Raw genomic sequence first — 17854 nt, forward strand, 5'->3', positions numbered from 1 at the left:
GGGTCAGGCGGCAGGTGGCGGGCGGCTGTACGGCCGCGACGTGAGGGGCGGGCCCGGGAGGGCCGTCAACGCGGGTCCGGCGGGGGGATCTCCCCGGACCCGCGCACGACGAGCGCGGTGGGCACCCTCTCCTCGCGGGGCGGGCCGTCGTCGCCCGCGATGCGCGCGAAGAGCCGCCGCACCGCCAGGGCGCCGATCCGCATCACGTCCTGGGCGATCACGGTCACCCGGGGCGTGAGCAGGTCGGCCATGGGGAAGTCGTCGAAGCCCACCACCGCGACGCGCTCGTGCAGGCCGCGTTCCTGGAGGGTCTGGATGGCGCCGATGGTCAGCAGGTTCTGGGCGGTGAACAGCGCCGTGGGCGGGTGCGCGGAGTCCAGCAGCGCACGGGCCGCCCGCGCCGCCGCGGCGGAGCCGTCCAGGTCGCACACCACGCGCCCGGGGCGCTCGGGCAGTCCCCGCTCGGCCAGGGCGGCCCGGTAGCCGGTCAGGCGCTCGCCCGCCGTGCTGACGCCGCGCTCGTGGCCCAGGAAGGCGATCTCGGTGTGCCCGTGATCGGCCAGGTGCAGCACCGCCTCGCGGGCCCCCTCGGCGTTGGCGGCCATGACCGCGTCGGCGTCCAGGCCGCGCGGCGGTCGGTCAGCGAACACCACCGGGGTGCCGGTGCGGATCTCGCGGTGCAGGTAGCCGTGGTCGGGCGCGGCCGGGACCAGCAGGATGCCGTCCACCCGGTGCAGGGTGGCCGCCCGCACCAGTTCCAGCTCGCGCCGGGGGTCCTCGTCCAGGCTCCCGGAGAGGACGAGGGTGCCGTGCTCGCGGGCCACGTTCTCCACCGCCCGGCTCAGCGTGGCGGAGAATGGGTTGGCCACGTTCTCCAGCAGCAGGGCGATCTGGCGGGTGGCGCCGTCGGTGCGGCGCAGGCTGGAGGCGGCCAGGTTCGGCCGGAAGTCCAGCTGCGCGACGGCCCGCATGACACGGTCGCGCAGCTCCTCGGAGACGGTGGAGACGTCGTTGACCACGCGCGAGACCGTCTTGAGGCTCACCCCGGACAGGGCCGCGACGTCGCGCATGGTGGCCCGGCGCACCGGGTCCGCCGTGGTCCGACCGCCGTCGTGGTCCACCGCCACCAACCCCCTCGTCCCGACACCGGCCGCGGCGTTCCCGGCACGGGGCGGGGCGCGGCGCGCGGCGAACGCCCGGGGGCTCAGGGAGGTCCGGGCACGCGCGGTCCCATTGTGCCCCAGTGACCCCGGCGGGTGAGCGCGAACGCCGCAGACGCCTCTGTCGGCGAAGGGCGCCGGGGGGCACTCGGACGTGGGAGAGCGCCCGGGTGGCGCACGCCACACGCGGAACACCCCGGCCGCGGGTGCTGTTGGACGCGATGGCGGACCCCGGTGGCCGGAGCGGCACCCGGAGGGGGTCATCATGGAGAGACACGGGACCCTTGGGCCTGTAGTTCGCAAGACACCTGAAACGAGGCTTGAGCAGTGCTGCGCACCCTCATCAACGGCAAGATCCACCGCGCCACGGTCACGCAGGCCGACCTGCACTACGTCGGGTCGGTCACGATCGACGCCGACCTGATGGACGCCGCCGACATCGTCGACGGCGAGCAGGTCCACATCGTCGACATCGACAACGGCGCCCGGCTGGTCACCTACGCGATCACCGGTGAACGCGGTACCGGCGTCATCGGCATCAACGGCGCCGCCGCCCGGCTGGTCAGCCCCGGCGACCTGGTCATCATCATCTCCTACGCTCAGCTCACCGAGGCCGAGCGGGCCGAGCACGTCCCGCACATCGTGCACGTGGACCGCGACAACACGATCATCTCCCTGGGCGACGACCCGGCCGAGCCGGTGCCGGGCAGCACACTGGTCTCCGGGCGCTGAACCCGGCCCCCCAGGAACCGGAGCGCCGGACCCGGCCCCGCCCGCCGGACTCCCCACGGTGCCCGCGCCGACGTCTCCGCGTCGGTGCGGGCACCGTCGCCGTACGGGGGTCGGCTTCCTCGCAGGCGGGACATCCCTCCGGGGTGAGGGTGCGGCGTCCGCGCGGCTTCCCGACCCGCTTCCGTGCGGCCGAAACCTGCGAACCGGGAGACCGAATCCCGTGTTCTGCAAGGGTCACAGGTCACTGGTGCCGTGGCCGGTTCCGGCCTGATCACCCTCGCCCGTGCCGGGTATGTCCACCATCGGCATGGACAGGACTCGGGAGCAGGAACAGCGCCGGATCGCCGAACACATCGAGTGGCAGAAGCAGGGTGCGTGGGTGGTCCTGTGGGGTCCCTACACCCGCTGTTTCTGGGCTTTCGCGTGCTGGCCCGTGATCCCCGCGGGCGGCGTCGTCATCAGCGCGCGCGACCCGCACACCCTGTACTCGGAGATGCGCTACGTCGAGCGCGAGCACGACTTCCTGCGGTGGCGCTACGGACGCCACTGAGCGGTGTCCGGAAGGGTGTGTATTGCGACATGGCAGACATAACACGCTTCTGACTAGGATTCCTCCGTTGGTAGGACCAAACAGAGGACGCACGCGTGTCGACACACACCGCTCAGCCAGGGAGCCCCCTCACCGAGCCGGAACGGGCCCGGCTCCAGCGGCGCACCGTCCTGGTCCTCATGCTCGCCCAGATCGTCGGGGGCGTGGGCATGGGCGCGATGATCGCGGTGGGCGCGCTCATCGCCCTCGAACTCACCGGCTCCGATACCTGGTCCGGCATGGCCACCACCATGATCACCCTGGGCGCCGCCGTGTTCGCCCTGCCCCTGGCCTCTCTGGCCGCCCGGCGCGGCCGCCGACCCGGCCTCGCGCTGGGCTGGATGCTCGGCGCGCTCGGCGGCACCGTCGTCATCGCCGCCACGGTGCTGGAGGCGTTCGCGCTGTTCCTCGCTGGCATGGTCCTGGTCGGCGCCGGGACCGCCACCAACCTCCAGGCGCGTCACGCCGCCGCCGACCTGGCCTCCGAGCGCAGCCGCGGCCGGGACCTGTCGATCGTGGTCTGGGCGACCACCGTCGGCTCGGTGGCGGGCCCCAACCTCACCGGCCCCGGCGCGCGCGTGGCCGACCTGTTCGGCCTGCCCGACCTGCTGGGCCCGGTGCTGTTCACCACCACCGGGTTCGTCCTGGGCGGGCTGCTGATCCTGGCCCTGCTGCGCCCGGACCCGCTGCGCGCGGCCATGGTCGGCCGCCCCTCCGGCGGCGCGGCCCCCTCCGGCGACCGGCTGTCGGTGGCCGGGGCGCTGCGGGTGGTCGCGGCCAGCCCCGGGGCGCTCCTCGCGGTCGTGGGCATCGTGGCCAGCCACACGGTGATGGTCGCGGTCATGACCATGACCCCGGTGCACATGTCCCACCACGGCGCGGCGCTGACCGTGATCGGCCTGACCATCTCCCTGCACATCGCCGGTATGTACGCCCTGTCCCCGGTGGTGGGGTGGCTCACCGACCGGTTCGGGCGGGTGCCCGTGCTGCTGGCGGGCCAGGGCATCCTGGTCGCCGCCGCTGTGGTGGCGGGCACGGCCGGGCACGACGAGGCCAGGGTGACGGTCGGGCTGGTGCTGCTGGGGCTGGGGTGGTCGTTCGGGCTGGTGTCCGGGACGGCGCTGCTGGCGGAGTCCCTGGCCGCGGACGTGCGCCCCCGCGTGCAGGGCGTGAGCGACCTGGTGATGAACCTGGGCGGCGCGGCGGCGGGCGCCCTGTCGGGTGTGGTGCTGGCCCAGGCGGGCTTCGGCGGCCTCAACCTGTTCGCTGCCGTGTTCACCGTGCCGGTGTTCGTGCTCGCCGTGCGCGCCCGGCTGGCCCGGACGGACCGGCGGGAGCGGGCCGGGGAAGCGGGCTGACCGCCGGTCCGCCCGCCGCCGCGGAATGGGCGGACCGCACCCCGCGGCCCCGTCGTGCGCCCTTTGCCCGGGCATTACCGAAAACGCCCCGTCACCTCCGCGCGCGGGCCCGCCCCCGCGGTTACCGTGCAGGCGTGAGGCGCCCGGCGGCGGCGAGCCGGTGGGCGGACCGCGCTGACATGAGGGGTGTTCTCAGTGTCCGATCGGGAGTCCGAGGGTGTGCCGCCGGAGCAGTCGGGGCAGCACCCGGACCCGGTGAACCACCGTCCGCCGGAGGAGTGGCGTCCCGGCGACGCCGGTGACCCGATCGAGGGCGGGCCGCAGCCGCCGGGGGAGCCGCCGCACCGCTTCCCCCACTGGGAGACGCCGCCCGGTGAGGGCCAACCGCCGCACGGCCGTCACGAGAGCCCTCCCTCCACGGGTGCCCACGCCTACGGGGAGCCCCCGGCCGGGGGAGGCGCCCCCGCGGACGTCCCCCCGGGCGGACACCCGACGGGGGCGCCGCCCGAACCGGTGACCGGTGAACTCTCCGAGGGGCCCAACGGTCCCGGCCAGGCCGGATACGAACACGCGGGCTACGCCCCCGGATACGGGGAGTCGGACGGGCCCGCGACCGGCGCGGGCGGGCAGCCCCCCGGCGGGCCCCCGGGCGACTTCAGCTCCGGCCAGGGGCCGGGCTACGCCGCGGCGGGCGGCTACCCCTCGGGCCAGGGGCCGGGGTACGCGCCGGGGCAGACCGGTGGTTACGGGCAGACCGGTGGCTACGGACAGGCCTACGGCTACGGACCGGGGTCCGGCGCGGGTCAGGGCTACCCGCCCCAGGGCGGCTACGGGCCGCCGGAGACCAGACCCACCCCGTGGGGCAGGATCCTCGGGATCGGCTGCGGCGTCCTGCTGCTGCTGATGTTCGTCATCGCCGGGTGCACGACCGTCGTCCTGTTCGCGGCGGCCCACCGGCAGCCCCCGGCGCAGGAGACCGAGTCCCGGCAGGAGGGCGGCGAGGCGGCCGGGCCCCGGGTCGAGCTCACCGCCTCACCCGCCGACTTCGACCCCGGGCCGCTCTACACCGAGGGGGACTACACCAGCGTGGACGTGTCGGTGACGAACACCGGCCAGGAGGACGTCGAGGTCAACCCGCTCTACTTCCGGGTCGTGGACGCCCGGGGCGACCGGCACAGCACCTCCGAGGCCGTCGGCATGGACGCCGACGAGATCGGCGCGCGCACGCTCGCCCCCGGGCAGAGCGTCTCGGGGGTCATCACGGTCGAGGGCGAGGTGGAGCCCGAGACGGTGGTCTTCTCGCCCTTCTTCGGCGAACCGGTGGAGGTGCCGGTCAGCTGACCGGCGGCGCCGCGGAAGAGCCCGCGGTAGGGCTCAGGGTGCCAGCGCCGGGTCGCGCAGCCACTCAGACAGGTCCTGCTGGCGCTCGCCGTCGCACTTGAGCGGGCACGTGGTGCAGTACCCGTGCTCCGGGTCGCCCTTGTAGTCGAAGCAGCAGGTGCCCCGCACCGCCCAGGTCCCGCGGGGGTGGTCGGGCGCGAAGGGGAACAGGCGCGGGCGCCTGCGGGTCACCGCGCCCGCCGCGACCACCGCGTCGCCCAGGCGGGTGGCCAGATCCCAGGCCTGTTCGGGGTCGCGGCCCAGGTAGCGGGCCGGGTTGAGCATGTAGAAGTGCAGGGTGTCGAGGACCCAGCCCCACAGGGTGCGCTTGCCCGAGCGCGTGTGCCCGTGCAGGGCGTCGATGATCGGCTCGAACGTGGCGAACAGGGCCTCGCCGGCCATCCGCAGCTGGGCGTCCTCGTCCTCGGCGACCACGGTGCCGGGGTGGCCGACGGCGGGGTCGTCCGGCAGGACCGCGGTGCGGGTGCCGACCGAGGCGGGCGTGCCGAAACGCGCCAGCCCCGAGTCCCAGGGCAGGTAGAGGGTGTCCGGGCTCAGCAGCGGGGCACGCCCGGTCAGGTACAGCGATGCCGAGACCAGGAAGATGGGCTCGCGCAGGGTCACCCGCAGGAAGTTCGTGGCGGCGGGGAGGCGGTGGCCGGGGCCGTGCTCGCTGCGGAGGCGGTCGTACAGGACCGGCAGCCAGCCGTCCGCGGCCATGGCGCCCGCCTGGTGCCACCGCACGCGGCCGCGGGGAACGGCGGAGAGCTCCTCGAAGGAGAGCAGGTCGGGCAGGGGCGCGAACTTCAGCGGCGCACAGGCGTCGCGGAACGCGTCGAGCGGGTCTGGTGTCACCGCTGAACCTGCCCTTCGTCGCACGATGTCGTCATGTCCGGGGGTCGTGTGAGTGCAGTGACCTTCGGGGGACGAGTACATCTGCGCCTCTTAAGTGAGGCTACCCTAACGAACATGTGTCCCGCAATGATCATCGGATTATCCCCTAACCGAAACGCGGGTAGAAGATGCAGGTCCGGGCGGTTTTCTCCTGGTGCGTACCGGGGGTGGCGTAGGTCACCAGTGCCGTTTCGGTTGCATGTGCGGTGTGACGTGGGTGAAGGAAGAGGTGACAGAGGCAGACTCACGCGTCCCTCCAGTCCCATGCGGGCGGTGCCGAACGCGGGCGCCCGGGACCGCGCACGCCGCTGGCACACGGAAGGGGCCCTTCCCGCGGACGTACCGCGGGAAGGGCCCTGTGCGGGGTTCAGGCCGCGGCGCGCGGACGCCGCCCGGGCGGGAGGCGGTACTTGAGCCACCACTCCACCAGCAGCAGCGGCACGATCCAGGACAGGAAGGCGTTGGCCGGGGCGATGGCCAGCCCCAGTGCCGCGGTGTCGCCGCCGTACTCGCTCTCCAGCCGGGGCGTGTTCGCCATGACGAGCACGACGGTGAGCACCCGGCTGAACGCGATGCCGTAGACGAGGGCGAAGCTGCGCAGCATCCACTCGCGGTGCGCGGTGAAGCGGTGCCGACGCGCCATCCGGTACCCGATGACGGTGAAGGACAGCCACAGGAGGGCCCAGATGACGTTGCTGATCCGGACGCTGGCACCGAAGCCGCTCAGCGGGGCGATGAGCAGGCCGGGGACGCCCACGAGCGGGATCCCGGCCAGGACGTAGACGCGGCCGCTCCAGCGGTGGACGGCCGGGTGGCGGACGCGCAGCCACGGCCACACCTGGAGGATCACCAGCAGCGTCAGCAGGGAGCCGCCGAAGATGTGGGTGACCAGCAGCGGGTAGTACCAGGCGACGTCCTCGGGGACGTCCACGCGCGCCTGGGCGGGGTCCAGGCCGAGGTAGGGCGGGAGGGCGTAGACCAGGAAGGTCGCGCTGAACAGGGCCAGGGGCAGGATCCAGGGGCGCTGCCACCAGCGGGGGCCGGGGCGCTGGGCGGGCCGCTCCGGAGGGGCGGCGGCGGTCGCGGTCATGTCGGTCGTTCCTCTGCAGGAGACGGGGATACGGGCGGGGGACCGCGGTGCGGGGCCGGGCTCGCGGGGGAGGGGGAGGCGGGTGGCCGGACTCCGGCCGCCCGGCGCCGCGGCGGGGCGGGGCCGTGTGGACCCCCGGACGGCTCCGCCTCCGTGGGAGCCGCCCGGGGGCCGGGGCGCCGGACCGCCGGGCTTCGTCGGTTTGCCGGGTTACCTGCTGAGCCGCCGGAAGCGGCGCACGGCCAGCGGGGTGACCAGGAGCATGACGGCCACCGGCAGGGCCAGGGCCACGAGCAGGGCGTTCTCCGCGGGCCAGGAGTCCGAGGGCAGGGACGGGTTGCCGAACAGGTCGCGGGTGGCGGTGACCACCGCCGACAGCGGGTTCCACTCGGCGACCGGGGCCAGCCACGAGGGCATGGCCTCGGACGGGATGAAGCTCGTCGAGAGCATGCTGAGCGGGAACGTCAGCGGGTAGACGATCATGCTCACGGAGTCGGCCGTGGGCAGCACCAGACCCAGCAGCACCCCGAGCCACACCAGGGCCAGCCGGAAGAGCAGCAGCACGCCGACGGCGGCCAGGGCTCCGGAGACCCCCTGCTCGGCGCGCCAGCCCATCGCGAACCCGACCAGGAACAGCAGGGCCACCTCCAGGCAGGCGCGCGCCATGTCCGCCAGGGCGCGGGCGCCGAGCAGGGCCGCGGGGGACATGGGCATGGACCGGAAGCGGCTCATCACGTCGCGGGCGGTGTCGCGGGCGATCCCGGAGGCGGTGCCGCCGATGCCGTAGAGCATGACCATCGCCAGCATCGCCGGGACCAGGAACTCGCGGTAGTTCTCCGTGCCCGGGGGCGCCATCACGTCGCCGAACACGTAGCCGAACAGGAGCACCATCACCACCGGCATGGTGATCGCGATGGCCGGTTCGAAGGGGTCGCGGACCATGTGCCGGAAGTTGCGGCGGGTCAGCACGAGGGTGTCGGCCCCGGCCTTGCGCAGGCGCTGGGCCCGGGTGAGCTGGCGGGGCGGCAGGCTTCCGTGGGTCAGCGGGCGCGGAGCGGCCGAGGGAGCGGTGGCGGCGGTCATCGGGACACCTCCTGAGGGGTGCGGCGGGCGCCTTCGCCGCCGCTGGCGGTCGTTCCGGTCAGGCCGAGGAAGACCTCGTCCAGGCTCGGGCGGCGGACGCCGACGTCCTCCACCCGCAGGCCGGAGCCGTCCAGGGCGCGTACGGCCCGGGTCAGCGCCTCCATGCGGTCCTCGGCCGGAACGCTGACGCGCTGCTCGTCGCGGTGCACGCTGGCCCGGGCGGACACCGCCGCGCCCAGGAGCCGCGCGGCGGCGTCCAGGTCGGCGGGGTCGCGCACGACCACGTCCAGGCGGTCGCCGCCCACCTGCGTCTTGAGGGAGTCGGGGGTGCCCTCGGCGATGACGCGGCCGTGGTCGATGACGGCGACGGCGTCGGCGAGCTGGTCGGCCTCCTCCAGGTACTGGGTGGTGAGCAGCACGGTCGTCCCGGAGGCGGTCAGGGCGCGCACCGACTCCCAGACCTGGAGGCGGCTGCGGGGGTCCAGCCCGGTGGTGGGCTCGTCCAGGAACAGGATGCCGGGCTCCTGGATGAGGCTGACGGCCAGGTCCAGGCGGCGGCGCATCCCGCCGGAGTAGCCGTCCGCGCGCCGGTCGGCGGCCTCGACGAGGTCGAAGCGCTCCAGCAGGGCACGGGCGCGTTCGTCGGCGCCCCGGGGGGTGAGGCCGTACAGGCGGCCGAACATGACGAGGTTCTCGCGTCCGGTGAGGAGTTCGTCGACCGAGGCGTACTGGCCGGTCAGGCCGATCTCGGCGCGCACGCGGTCGGCCTGGGTGAGCACGGCGTACCCGGCGACGCGGGCGTGACCGGAGTCGGGGCGCAGCAGGGTGGCCAGGACGCGCACGGCGGTGGTCTTGCCCGCGCCGTTGGGGCCGAGCAGGCCGAAGACGGTTCCGGCCTCGACGGTCAGGTCGAGGCCGTCCAGGGCGCGGGTGGCGCCGTAGCTCTTGTGCAACCCCTCGACGCTGATGGCCGGGGTCGTGTGGGACATGGCAGTGTGCTCCCTAAACTGTTTATGACGTACATTTATTGGTGTGAGTAATACACGGATCTAGGATGGTGTCAACGACGCAGCCGACGACGGGTGGGGTATGACGGCCGAGCACCAGGGGACGAGCCGGATGGAGCGGGATGTCGAGCTCTTGTGGGGGCTGCGCCAACCCGAACCGCGGAGGGGGCCCAAGCCCAGGCTCAGCCGGGAGGCTGTGGTGGCCGCGGCGGTCGCCCTCGCCGACGCCGAGGGCCTGGAGGCCGTGTCCATGCAGCGGGTGGCCAAGGAGCTGGGCTACACCACGATGTCGCTGTACCGGTACGTGGACAGCAAGGAGGACATGCTCGTCCTCATGAGCGACGCGGCCATGGACGGCGATCCGCCCCCGCCGCGCGAGGACGGGGACTGGCGGACCGGCGTGGAGGAGTGGGTCCGCGCGGCGATGGCCGTGTACCGCCGCCACCCGTGGACGGTCTACCTCACCCTGAACGGGCCGCCCAGCGGGCCCAACGGACTGCGCTGGATGGAGGCGGGGCTGCGCGAGATCTCCCGGTCCGGCCTGGACATCGGCTGGTCGCTCCAGATACTGACGATGCTCTCCGCCGTCCAGCGCGAGACGATCCGCATCGAGCTGGAGATCAGCCGCGCGGCCAGGGCGGCGGGCGGCACGATGGCCGACACCGGCCGCGACTACAGCAGGGGCCTGCGCCGTGTCGTCACCCCGGAAAGGTTCCCCACCATCGACCGGCTGCTCCGGGAGGGGGTCCTGGAGGAGACCCCCGACACCCCGCAGGAGGGCGCGGGCGGGCCCGCGGAGGACCTGGACTTCTCCGTCCGGCGGATCCTGGACGGCATCGAGGTCCACGTGGAGCGCCAGCGCGCCGAGGAGGAACGGGAGGGCCCCGCGGGCGCGGGGGAGTAGCGGGTACGGCTGCCGGAGCGGCTCTCGCGGCCGCTCCGGCACCGCCCGCGCGGCGACCGCGACGCGGTGCGGCCGCCGACAGGACGAACGGAGTCGGCCGCTAGTCCGCGGCCACGGCTTCGATCACCGAGTAGGGCCGCGAGATCGCCGTCCGCTTCGCTCTCCGCAGCCCCGCCCTGGTCAACAGGGCGTCGAACTCGGCCATGTCACGTTCCTTGCCCTCGGTGATGACGAGCATGTTCATGTCCATGAGAGCGGCGTCCAGGCCGGGGTCCTCGACGGGTCCCACGACCATCTCCACGATGCACACCCGCCCCCCGGGCGCCATGGCCCTGCGGCAGTTCTCCAGGATCCGCACGCAGTCGTCGTCCTGCCAGTCGTGCAGGACGAACTTGAGCAGGTACAGGTCACCCGGCGGAACGGTGTCGAAGAAGTCGCCGCCGACCACGGTGAGCCGGTCGAGCAGACCGGCGCCCTCGGCCTCGGCGCGCGCTCCCGCGGACGTGCCCGGCAGGTCGAGGACGACCCCCCGGGCCTCGGGGTCGCGTCTGAGGAACTCGTGGACGAAGGTCCCGTTGGCACCGCCGACGTCGACGATGGTCGGAGCTCCGGAGGTGTCGATCACCGCGGCGGCCTCGGGGGCGACGGGGCCGGTGAGGTCGGTCATCGCGTCCGAGAACAGCGCGCCCTCCCCGGGGTTGTCCGCCAGGTAGTCGAAGAGCGGGGACCCCAGGGCCTGGGCGGAGCGGGTGCTCCCGGAGCGGACCGCGTCGGTGGCCTTCGCCCAGCTCCTCCAGTGCCCGGGCATGGTCTGGACCATGGACCAGTTGGCCAGGGTGCCGGGGGCGCCGCGCCGCAGCGTGGCGAGCAGGTCCGTCCCGGAGAACCGTTCCGTGGCCGGGTCGAAGGACACCAGGCCCAGGGCCACGCACACGCGCAGAAGTCGGAACATCGCCTCCGGGTCGGTGGAGGCGGCGTCGGCGATCTCCCGTGCGCTCCTGGGCCCTTCCTCCAGGTGTTCGGGGATCGAGAGCGCCGCCACGGTGCGCACGATCTGGCTCGTCCACATGCCCTGGGTGTAGGACATCATGGTCTGGTACTCGGTGCTGAGCGCCGTCTGTGGGGAGTTCACTTCTCTACCTTCGACTCTCTGTCTCGGCTTCGCTTCGGAGTTGAGTTGTCGCGCAGGGTCACGGTGTCTCGCGTTCCGCTAGCGCGGAAACGGTCGGATCGGTCCCGCGCACGGGGATGGACCGAACGGTTCGCGGATCCGAGTTCGACGGACGCGGGCCGTCTCCGGGGCGAACGCCCCCGTCACCGGTCGGACACGGGAGGAGGCGTCCGTCTCAGGGGGTGCCCGGTCCGCGCGGCGACCCGCGGTGGGAGAGGGCCCGGGTCAGGGGTCGGTGAGCGTCCGGGGCGCAGATCCGTTCTGGTGCCATGCTCGTGCGTGCTCTCCCTCGGTTCTGTCGGCCTGGCGGCCCGCCACTGTCACGCGTCGCGAGCGTGAAGCCACCCGTACCCGTCGAAAAAGCCTCGAAACGGTACGGGAAGCGGCCGCGGGTGCTAGCTTGCTGTGCCGTGACAGAGCACCAGGAACGGACCGGGGCGGCCTACGACGGGGTCGTGGAGCTGTACGCGTCGATGTTCGCCGACCGGCTGGAGACGCAGCCGTTCTCGCGCAACATGATCGGCACCTTCGCCGAGCTGGTACGCGCGACGGGCAACCCGCGGGCGGCCGACGTCGGCTGCGGGCCCGGGCACCTGACGGCCATGCTGTGCGAGCTGGGGCTGGACGCCCGCGGGTTCGACCTCTCCCCGGGCATGGTCGAGCACGCTCGGCGGGCCCGTCCGGCGCTGCGGTTCGACCAGGGGCGGATGGAGGCCCTGCCGGTCGGGGACGGCGCGCTCGGCGGCGTGCTGGCCCACTACTCGATGATCCACACCCCGCCCGGGGAGCTGCCCGCGCTGCTCGCCGAGCAGGTGCGCGTCCTGGCGCCGGGGGGCCTGCTCCTGGCCTCGTTCTTCGCGACCGAGGGACCGGAGCCGGTCCCCTTCGACCACAGGGTGGCGCCCGCCTACAGCTGGCCGGTAGACCGGTTCGCGGAGCTGCTGACCGGGGCAGGACTGGTCGTGTTCGCCCGGCTGCTCCACGACCCGGCTTCCGAGCGGGGCTTCCTGGACGCCCACGTGCTGGCGCGCCGGCCCTGAGCGGTGCCGGTTGCCCTCGGGGCGCGGGCAGCGCGAAGCGGGCGGGCCGGGGACCCCCCTACTACTACGGTAGGCGCGCGCGGGCCCGGCCCACCAGGCCCTTCGCGCGTCTGTGGACGGCTACCGCACCACCACCAGGTGGTGCCGCGACAGCGCGGACACGACCTCCGCCGTCCGCTCGAACTCCGCGCCCGCGCGCTCGGCCAGTTCGGCCACGGTCAGCTCCCGGTGCTCGGCCAGCGCCTCCAGGACCGGTCCGACCACGGCCGGGAACCGGTACCGCCGCCCGCCCACCGTCACGGCCACCCTCTCGCCGTCGTGGGACAGCGGCGGCGGCAGGATCGGCACGAACTCCACCCGCGCGTGCGCGGGCGGCGCCCCCTCCTCCACCGGCCACGGCAGCGAGAACGAGGTCCGGCGCGGGAAGCGCGCGTCCCGCTCGGCCAGGAAGCCGTCCAGGTCCAGCTCCTCGGTCAGCTCCGCCATCCGGGCCGCCAGCGCCCTCTGGTGCTTGCGCCGCACGTCCGGGTCGGCGAAGCGCGGCAGGTCCCTGCGGAACACCTCCTCCTCGAACAGCCGCCGCAACAGCGCGTCCGCCCACTCCACCCCGGTCGCCCGGGTGAAGCCGAAGGTCAGGTGCATGCTCACCCCGCCGGTCCCGGTCACCGTGTGCCACCAGCCGCGCGGCACGTGGATGACCTGGCCCGGCCGCAGCACGCCCTCCCACACCAGGTGCAGCTCGCCGTCGGCGTCGCGCGGCGGCGTGTGGGCGTGGTCCACGTCGTTCTTCATCGGGTAGGGGCGCGACCCCGGGCCGTGCACCTGCCAGTGCTTGGTCCCCTCCACCTGGACGATCACCGTGTCGTGGTCGTCCCAGTGGGTGTCGAAGCCGCGCGAGCCGCCCCAGATCAGGTACAGGTTGGCCTGCGCGCGCTCGCGCACCAGCCGCATGAGGTCGTCGGCCGCCGCGCCCACCGGCGGGTGCATCCGGTCCACGCTGTCCAGGACCAGGCTCGCCCCCTCCCGCAGCTCCCGGTACAGCGCCTCGGGCCGCACCACCCGCCGCGCGCTGCGCGAGGAGGTCGCCGCCTCGGTGTAGCGGTCGGCCGGGACCGGGGACCCGTCCCGGTGCAGGCGCAGCCTGGGCGGCTCGGGGGAGCATGTGGCCAGCAGACCGTTGAGGTCGTCGAAGGTCAGCAGCGAACGCACCGCGTCCGCGCCCAGGTCGGCGAAGACGAACTCCTCGGACAGGCGCTCGGTGAGGGCCTCCCTTCCCACGACGTCGCTCAGGGTCCGGGTGAACAGGTGGCCGGGATCGGTCATGAGGGGGCGTCCTCTCCGTGCACGGGGGCTGGGCCCGCCCGACCCGGGGGGACCGGGCCGGGCGGGACGCGATCAGATGAAGTCGGAACTGGAGTCGGTGCCGTCGCTGTCGCCGCCCGCGGTGATGTCGCGGGAGGTCACCTCTGCCAGGTCCTCGGTCTCGACCTCGATCGGGTCCATACGCACCACACCTCGCTTTCTGTGTGCCGTTTCTCTTGCCAGGGCCGCCCCCGCGCTCAGCGCGGCGACAGCCCCGTCCGGTGGGCCGCGAACGCGTGCGCGTCGGCGGCCAGTCCCACCGCCCGGCTGACCGCGCGCGGGCCGTGGCCCACGTCGCGCTCGTACCGGAGCAGGACGGGCGGGCGCCCCTCCTCCCGCGCGGCCGCCGCCAGCAGCGCCGCGCACATCTTGCGCGGGTGGGCGGCGTCGGTGCGGGTGTCACCGTGGAAGCCGGTGAGCAGGACGCCGGGGAAGCGCCGCCTGGGCCCGTCCCCGGTGCTCTCCAGCACCCGGTGGTAGGGGGAGTAGGACATCAGGGCGGCGAAGTCGTCGGGGTCGGCGGCGGTGCCGAACTCGCGGGTCCACATCCGGCCCAGGCCCATCCGCTCGAACCGGGCCATGTCCGCCAGCGGCGCGGAGGCGATCACCGCCCCGCACAGGTCCGGGCGCGCGGCCGCGGCGGCCAGGACGAGCAGCCCGCCCGCCGAGCCGCCCGACAGGCACAGCTGCTCGCGGGTGCACATCCCCGCCCCGACCAGGGCCGCCGCCGCGGCCACCAGGTCCTCCACGGCGCGCGGCTTGCCGCGGCCCGAACCGGCCAGGTGCCAGTCGCGGCCCGCGTCCCCGCCGCCGCGCACGTGGGCGACGGCGTACCGGCCGCCCGAGAGCAGCCAGGCCAGCACGGTCGCGCTGAACCCGAACTGGCGCGGGCGTCCGAAGCCGCCGTAGGCGTGCAGGAGGGTCGGCTCGGGGATCAGCCCGCTGCCGGGCGCGGCGTGGTCGCGGCCCGCGGCGGTGAACACGGTCACCGGGACCCGGGTACCGTCCGCGGAGCGGCACCAGACCACCGAGCGCTCCACGGCAGGGGAGGGCGGTGCCTCAGCGGCGCCGGGCGGCCAGGGGCTCGGGGTGCGCTCCCCGGGGGCCAGGCGCAGGACCCGCTGCTGGGTGGCCACGTCCGCGTACCCCAGGTACACCGACCCGTCGGGTGCCGTCTCCGGCGTGGAGACCATCCCCTCCCCGGGCAGGTCCACCGTGTACAGGAGCCCGCCGGTGCGGGTGTCGTGGACTGCCGCGGCGCTGATGCCCAGTCGGGTGCGCGCGACGAACAGGGCGGTGCCGCCCTCGGGTCCGGCGGGGCAGGGCGCGAAGGCGTCCAGGGTCGCCCCGTCCTCCTCGGGCACCACCTCGCGCCAGTGCCCCACCCCCGGCTCCTCGGGGGAGACCGCGCAGATCCGCCGCCACGGCGCGCCCAGGGTGGTGCGCAGGTACAGGAGGCCGTCCGGGCCCAGCCGGGCCTCGGTCTCGGCCTCCTCGCCCACCTGGACGGGCCGCAGCGGGGGCCGCTCGGGGAGGTCGGCCGGGCCGGTCTCACAGGTCGGGGCGCTCGGGTCGGCCGAGGCGGCGGGTCGGGCGGGGCCGGTCAGGTCGGCCAGCCACAGGTCGGTGCGGTGCCCGGTGCCGTGGCTCTCGGACACCAGCAGCCACCGGCCACCCAGGACGCGCACCCCGGGCACGGTTCCGGACGCCGCGCAGGCGTGGACCAGCGTCTCGGTGCCGTCCAAAACCCGGCGCAGCCACACGCCGCGCACGCCCCTGGCGCCGTCGCGGCGCACGTAGTAGAAGGCGGGGACGCCCCGGGGCGCCCAGGCCACGTGGGAGTAGCGCACCTCGGGCACCTCGGGGCCCACGGGCTCCCCGCTGCCCGCGTCGATCACGCGCAGGACGCCGCGCTCCACGCCCCCCGACGAGGTCTGCACGGCGACCAGTCCCCCGTCGGGGGAGGGGTCCCAGGCGTCCAGGGTGGTGTGCCCGGCCGGGTCCTCGGCCACGGGGTCGTAGACGGTGCGCGGCGGGCCGTCGCCGTTCAGGACCACCAGGCGGGGGTGCTCGCCCCCGGCCGGGCGCACGGTGGCGAACACCGCGCCGGGCCGGTGCACCGGCGGGCTCCACAGGTCGGTGTCCACCAGGGAGCGGATGAGCCCGGCCAGGCGGTCGCGCAGGGGCCAGGTGAGCGCCTCCGCCGCGTACTCGCGGCCCCGCTCCTCCAGCCAGCGCTGCGTCTCGGGGGAGTCGGCGGACTCCAACCACCGGTAGGGGTCGGGCACGGGACGGCCGTGCAGGACGTCGACGGCGGGCTCGGGCTCGGGCGCGGACTCGGTGACGAGAGCGGCTCCGGGGGCTCGGTTGGACACCACACAATCGTTGGGGTGCGCTCATCCGGGGGTCAAGAAACAGATGCCTTGCCCCGAGGTGCGTGACTGTGTCCTCGGAGCAAGGTTTGCCCCGGTGCGGACTGGATAAGGTCCGCGCCCCGGCCGGGCCCGTTCCCGTGGGTGCGCGACGGTGGTCGAGACCACCTGCCCCACCTGTCCTGCCCGCCTCACCTGCGCCGCCGGTCGCGCGGGTGCGTTCCACCGCGCCCTCGGGGACCCCGCGCACGGGTGCGCCCCGCCGGGCCCCTCCCGCAGGAGGGGGGAGGGCCCGGCGGGGCGCTGTGGGACGGGCTCAGAGGTTGTCGGGGTGGCCGATGGCCAGACCGCTCTGCGGGTCGAAGAAGTGCAGCTGGCTCACGTCCACCGACAGGCTGACCGGCTGGCCCGGGCGCACGTTGCTGCGGGGGCTGACCCGGGCGGTGAACAGCGAGGTGTTGCCGCCCAGCGGCATGCCGTCGCCCTCGCCCTCCTCGCCCGCCGCGTCCTTGGCCAGGGCGGCGGCGTCCTCGTGGCGGACCGGCGGGGCGTCCACGGTGAAGATCACGTTGATCTCCGTGCCCAGCTCCTCGGTCACGCTCGCCTTGACCTGGATCTGCGGGTCGCCGTTGCCGTCCAGGTCGGCGTCGTTGAAGTCCGAGGGGCGGATGCCCAGGATGAGCTTCTTGCCCAGGTAGTCGCGCAGGCCCGGGCGCGCCTCCAGGACGCTCGCCGGGACCGGCAGCTTGTGCTCGGCGAAGGTGAGCACTGCGCCGTCGCCCTCGGCGACCAGCTCGGTGTCGACGAAGTTCATCGCCGGGGAGCCGATGAACCCGGCCACGAACAGGTTGACGGGGGCGTCGAACAGGCGCTTGGGGGTGTCCACCTGCTGGAGGCGGCCGTCGCGCATCACCGCGACCCGGTCGCCCAGGGTCATGGCCTCGATCTGGTCGTGGGTGACGTAGATGGTGGTGACGCCCAGGCGCTCGTGGAGCTGGTTGAGGGAGGCGCGCATCTGCACGCGCAGCTTGGCGTCCAGGTTGGACAGCGGCTCGTCCATGAGGAACGCGCGCGGCTCGCGAACGATCGCGCGGCCCATGGCCACGCGCTGGCGCTGACCGCCGGAGAGGGCGCCCGGCTTGCGCTTGAGGTAGGTCTCCAGACCCAGCATCTCGGCCGCCTCCTTGACGCGGCGCGCGATCTCGGGCTTGGCCACCTTGCGCAGCTTGAGGCCGAAGGCCAGGTTCTGCTCGACGGTCATGTGGGGGTAGAGCGCGTAGTTCTGGAAGACCATCGCGATGTCGCGGTCCTTGGGCGGGCGGTCGTTGACGATCTCGTCGCCGATGACCAGCGTGCCGCCCGTGATCTCCTCCAGGCCCGCGATCATGCGCAGCGCGGTGGACTTGCCGCAGCCGGAGGGGCCGACGAGCACCATGAACTCGCCGTCCTCGATCTTCAGGTTCAGGTTGTCGACGGCCTTGACGTCGCCGCCGTAGATCTTGTCAACGCCATCGAGGACGATCTCCGCCATGGTTGTCAGCTCCCGGGCCGGGGTCGAGGTGTGGGGTGACGCGGATCATCGGGATGCCCGCGCCGCCGACCTGGGACTTTCGCAATTGATCGAACCAGGCCGTTGTGCTGATCACATCAGACACGATCCTGATCGAAAAGTCCATACTTGGGTCGATGTCGATCCGATTGCGGTCAGACAC

Annotated in this window: 15 protein-coding genes; 6 read left to right on the forward strand and 9 right to left on the reverse strand. The window is 73.9% G+C overall.

All coding sequences use genetic code 11. The annotated features are described in order from the left end of the window. Positions 1 to 65: 65 nt before the first annotated feature. Entirely contained in the window at positions 66 to 1127 is a 1062-nt protein-coding gene (locus AC0VX6_RS11340) for a LacI family DNA-binding transcriptional regulator (protein ID WP_475468509.1), read from the reverse strand. Positions 1128 to 1487: 360 nt separating this feature from the next. On the opposite strand from AC0VX6_RS11340, the gene panD reads away from it, so the two are divergent. The 4 genes from panD to AC0VX6_RS11360 all read left to right on the forward strand — a co-directional run bounded on the left by panD (position 1488) and on the right by AC0VX6_RS11360 (position 5180). After that, positions 1488 to 1892, forward strand: a complete 405-nt coding sequence (gene panD, locus AC0VX6_RS11345) for an aspartate 1-decarboxylase (protein WP_274977482.1) — start codon at positions 1488 to 1490, stop codon at positions 1890 to 1892. Between the two features lie 292 nt (positions 1893 to 2184). Further along, complete coding sequence (locus AC0VX6_RS11350) at positions 2185 to 2442, forward strand: hypothetical protein (protein WP_274977483.1); 258 nt, start codon at positions 2185 to 2187, stop codon at positions 2440 to 2442. A gap of 95 nt (positions 2443 to 2537) precedes the next feature. Further along, a complete protein-coding gene (locus AC0VX6_RS11355) occupies positions 2538 to 3839 on the forward strand; it encodes an MFS transporter (protein WP_475468511.1) in 1302 nt (433 codons plus the stop codon). Positions 3840 to 4034: 195 nt separating this feature from the next. Then, on the forward strand, positions 4035 to 5180 hold the full coding sequence (locus AC0VX6_RS11360) for a DUF4352 domain-containing protein (protein WP_475468513.1): 1146 nt from the start codon (positions 4035 to 4037) through the stop codon (positions 5178 to 5180). A gap of 33 nt (positions 5181 to 5213) precedes the next feature. Here AC0VX6_RS11360 and AC0VX6_RS11365 read toward each other — a convergent pair whose 3' ends face one another. The 4 genes from AC0VX6_RS11365 to AC0VX6_RS11380 all read right to left on the reverse strand — a co-directional run bounded on the left by AC0VX6_RS11365 (position 5214) and on the right by AC0VX6_RS11380 (position 9275). Next, a complete protein-coding gene (locus AC0VX6_RS11365; RefSeq protein WP_274977486.1) occupies positions 5214 to 6074 on the reverse strand; it encodes a (2Fe-2S)-binding protein in 861 nt (286 codons plus the stop codon). A 406-nt stretch (positions 6075 to 6480) separates the two neighbouring features. Further along, the gene (locus AC0VX6_RS11370; protein ID WP_475468514.1) at positions 6481 to 7203 is read right to left on the reverse strand and encodes a DUF2306 domain-containing protein; all 723 of its coding nucleotides are present in this window, start codon (positions 7201 to 7203) and stop codon (positions 6481 to 6483) included. Between the two features lie 210 nt (positions 7204 to 7413). Continuing rightward, complete coding sequence (locus AC0VX6_RS11375; RefSeq protein WP_475468515.1) at positions 7414 to 8286, reverse strand: ABC transporter permease; 873 nt, start codon at positions 8284 to 8286, stop codon at positions 7414 to 7416. Beyond that, the gene (locus AC0VX6_RS11380; RefSeq protein WP_475468517.1) at positions 8283 to 9275 is read right to left on the reverse strand and encodes an ATP-binding cassette domain-containing protein; all 993 of its coding nucleotides are present in this window, start codon (positions 9273 to 9275) and stop codon (positions 8283 to 8285) included. The genes AC0VX6_RS11375 and AC0VX6_RS11380 overlap by 4 nt, the downstream gene beginning before the upstream one ends. A gap of 100 nt (positions 9276 to 9375) precedes the next feature. On the opposite strand from AC0VX6_RS11380, the gene AC0VX6_RS11385 reads away from it, so the two are divergent. Continuing rightward, positions 9376 to 10197, forward strand: a complete 822-nt coding sequence (locus AC0VX6_RS11385; protein WP_274977490.1) for a TetR/AcrR family transcriptional regulator — start codon at positions 9376 to 9378, stop codon at positions 10195 to 10197. Between the two features lie 100 nt (positions 10198 to 10297). Here the strand turns inward: AC0VX6_RS11385 and AC0VX6_RS11390 are convergent, their stop codons facing one another. Continuing rightward, positions 10298 to 11329, reverse strand: a complete 1032-nt coding sequence (locus tag AC0VX6_RS11390) for a methyltransferase (protein WP_274977491.1) — start codon at positions 11327 to 11329, stop codon at positions 10298 to 10300. Between the two features lie 449 nt (positions 11330 to 11778). Between AC0VX6_RS11390 and AC0VX6_RS11395 the strand changes: the two genes are divergently transcribed. After that, positions 11779 to 12408: a class I SAM-dependent methyltransferase gene (locus AC0VX6_RS11395; RefSeq protein ID WP_274977492.1), complete on the forward strand. Its 630-nt coding sequence runs from the start codon at positions 11779 to 11781 to the stop codon at positions 12406 to 12408. 120 nt (positions 12409 to 12528) lie between these two features. Here AC0VX6_RS11395 and AC0VX6_RS11400 read toward each other — a convergent pair whose 3' ends face one another. The 3 genes from AC0VX6_RS11400 to AC0VX6_RS11410 form a co-directional block, all read right to left on the reverse strand. Then, on the reverse strand, positions 12529 to 13731 hold the full coding sequence (locus AC0VX6_RS11400; protein ID WP_475468520.1) for a JmjC domain-containing protein: 1203 nt from the start codon (positions 13729 to 13731) through the stop codon (positions 12529 to 12531). 236 nt (positions 13732 to 13967) lie between these two features. After that, positions 13968 to 16148, reverse strand: coding sequence for a prolyl oligopeptidase family serine peptidase (locus AC0VX6_RS11405; protein ID WP_475468522.1), 2181 nt, complete (start codon positions 16146 to 16148; stop codon positions 13968 to 13970). Between the two features lie 310 nt (positions 16149 to 16458). Further along, positions 16459 to 17673, reverse strand: a complete 1215-nt coding sequence (locus AC0VX6_RS11410; protein WP_475468524.1) for an ABC transporter ATP-binding protein — start codon at positions 17671 to 17673, stop codon at positions 16459 to 16461. Positions 17674 to 17854 lie beyond the last annotated feature (181 nt).

The sequence above is a fragment of the Nocardiopsis sp. iso_25 genome (assembly GCF_056173305.1).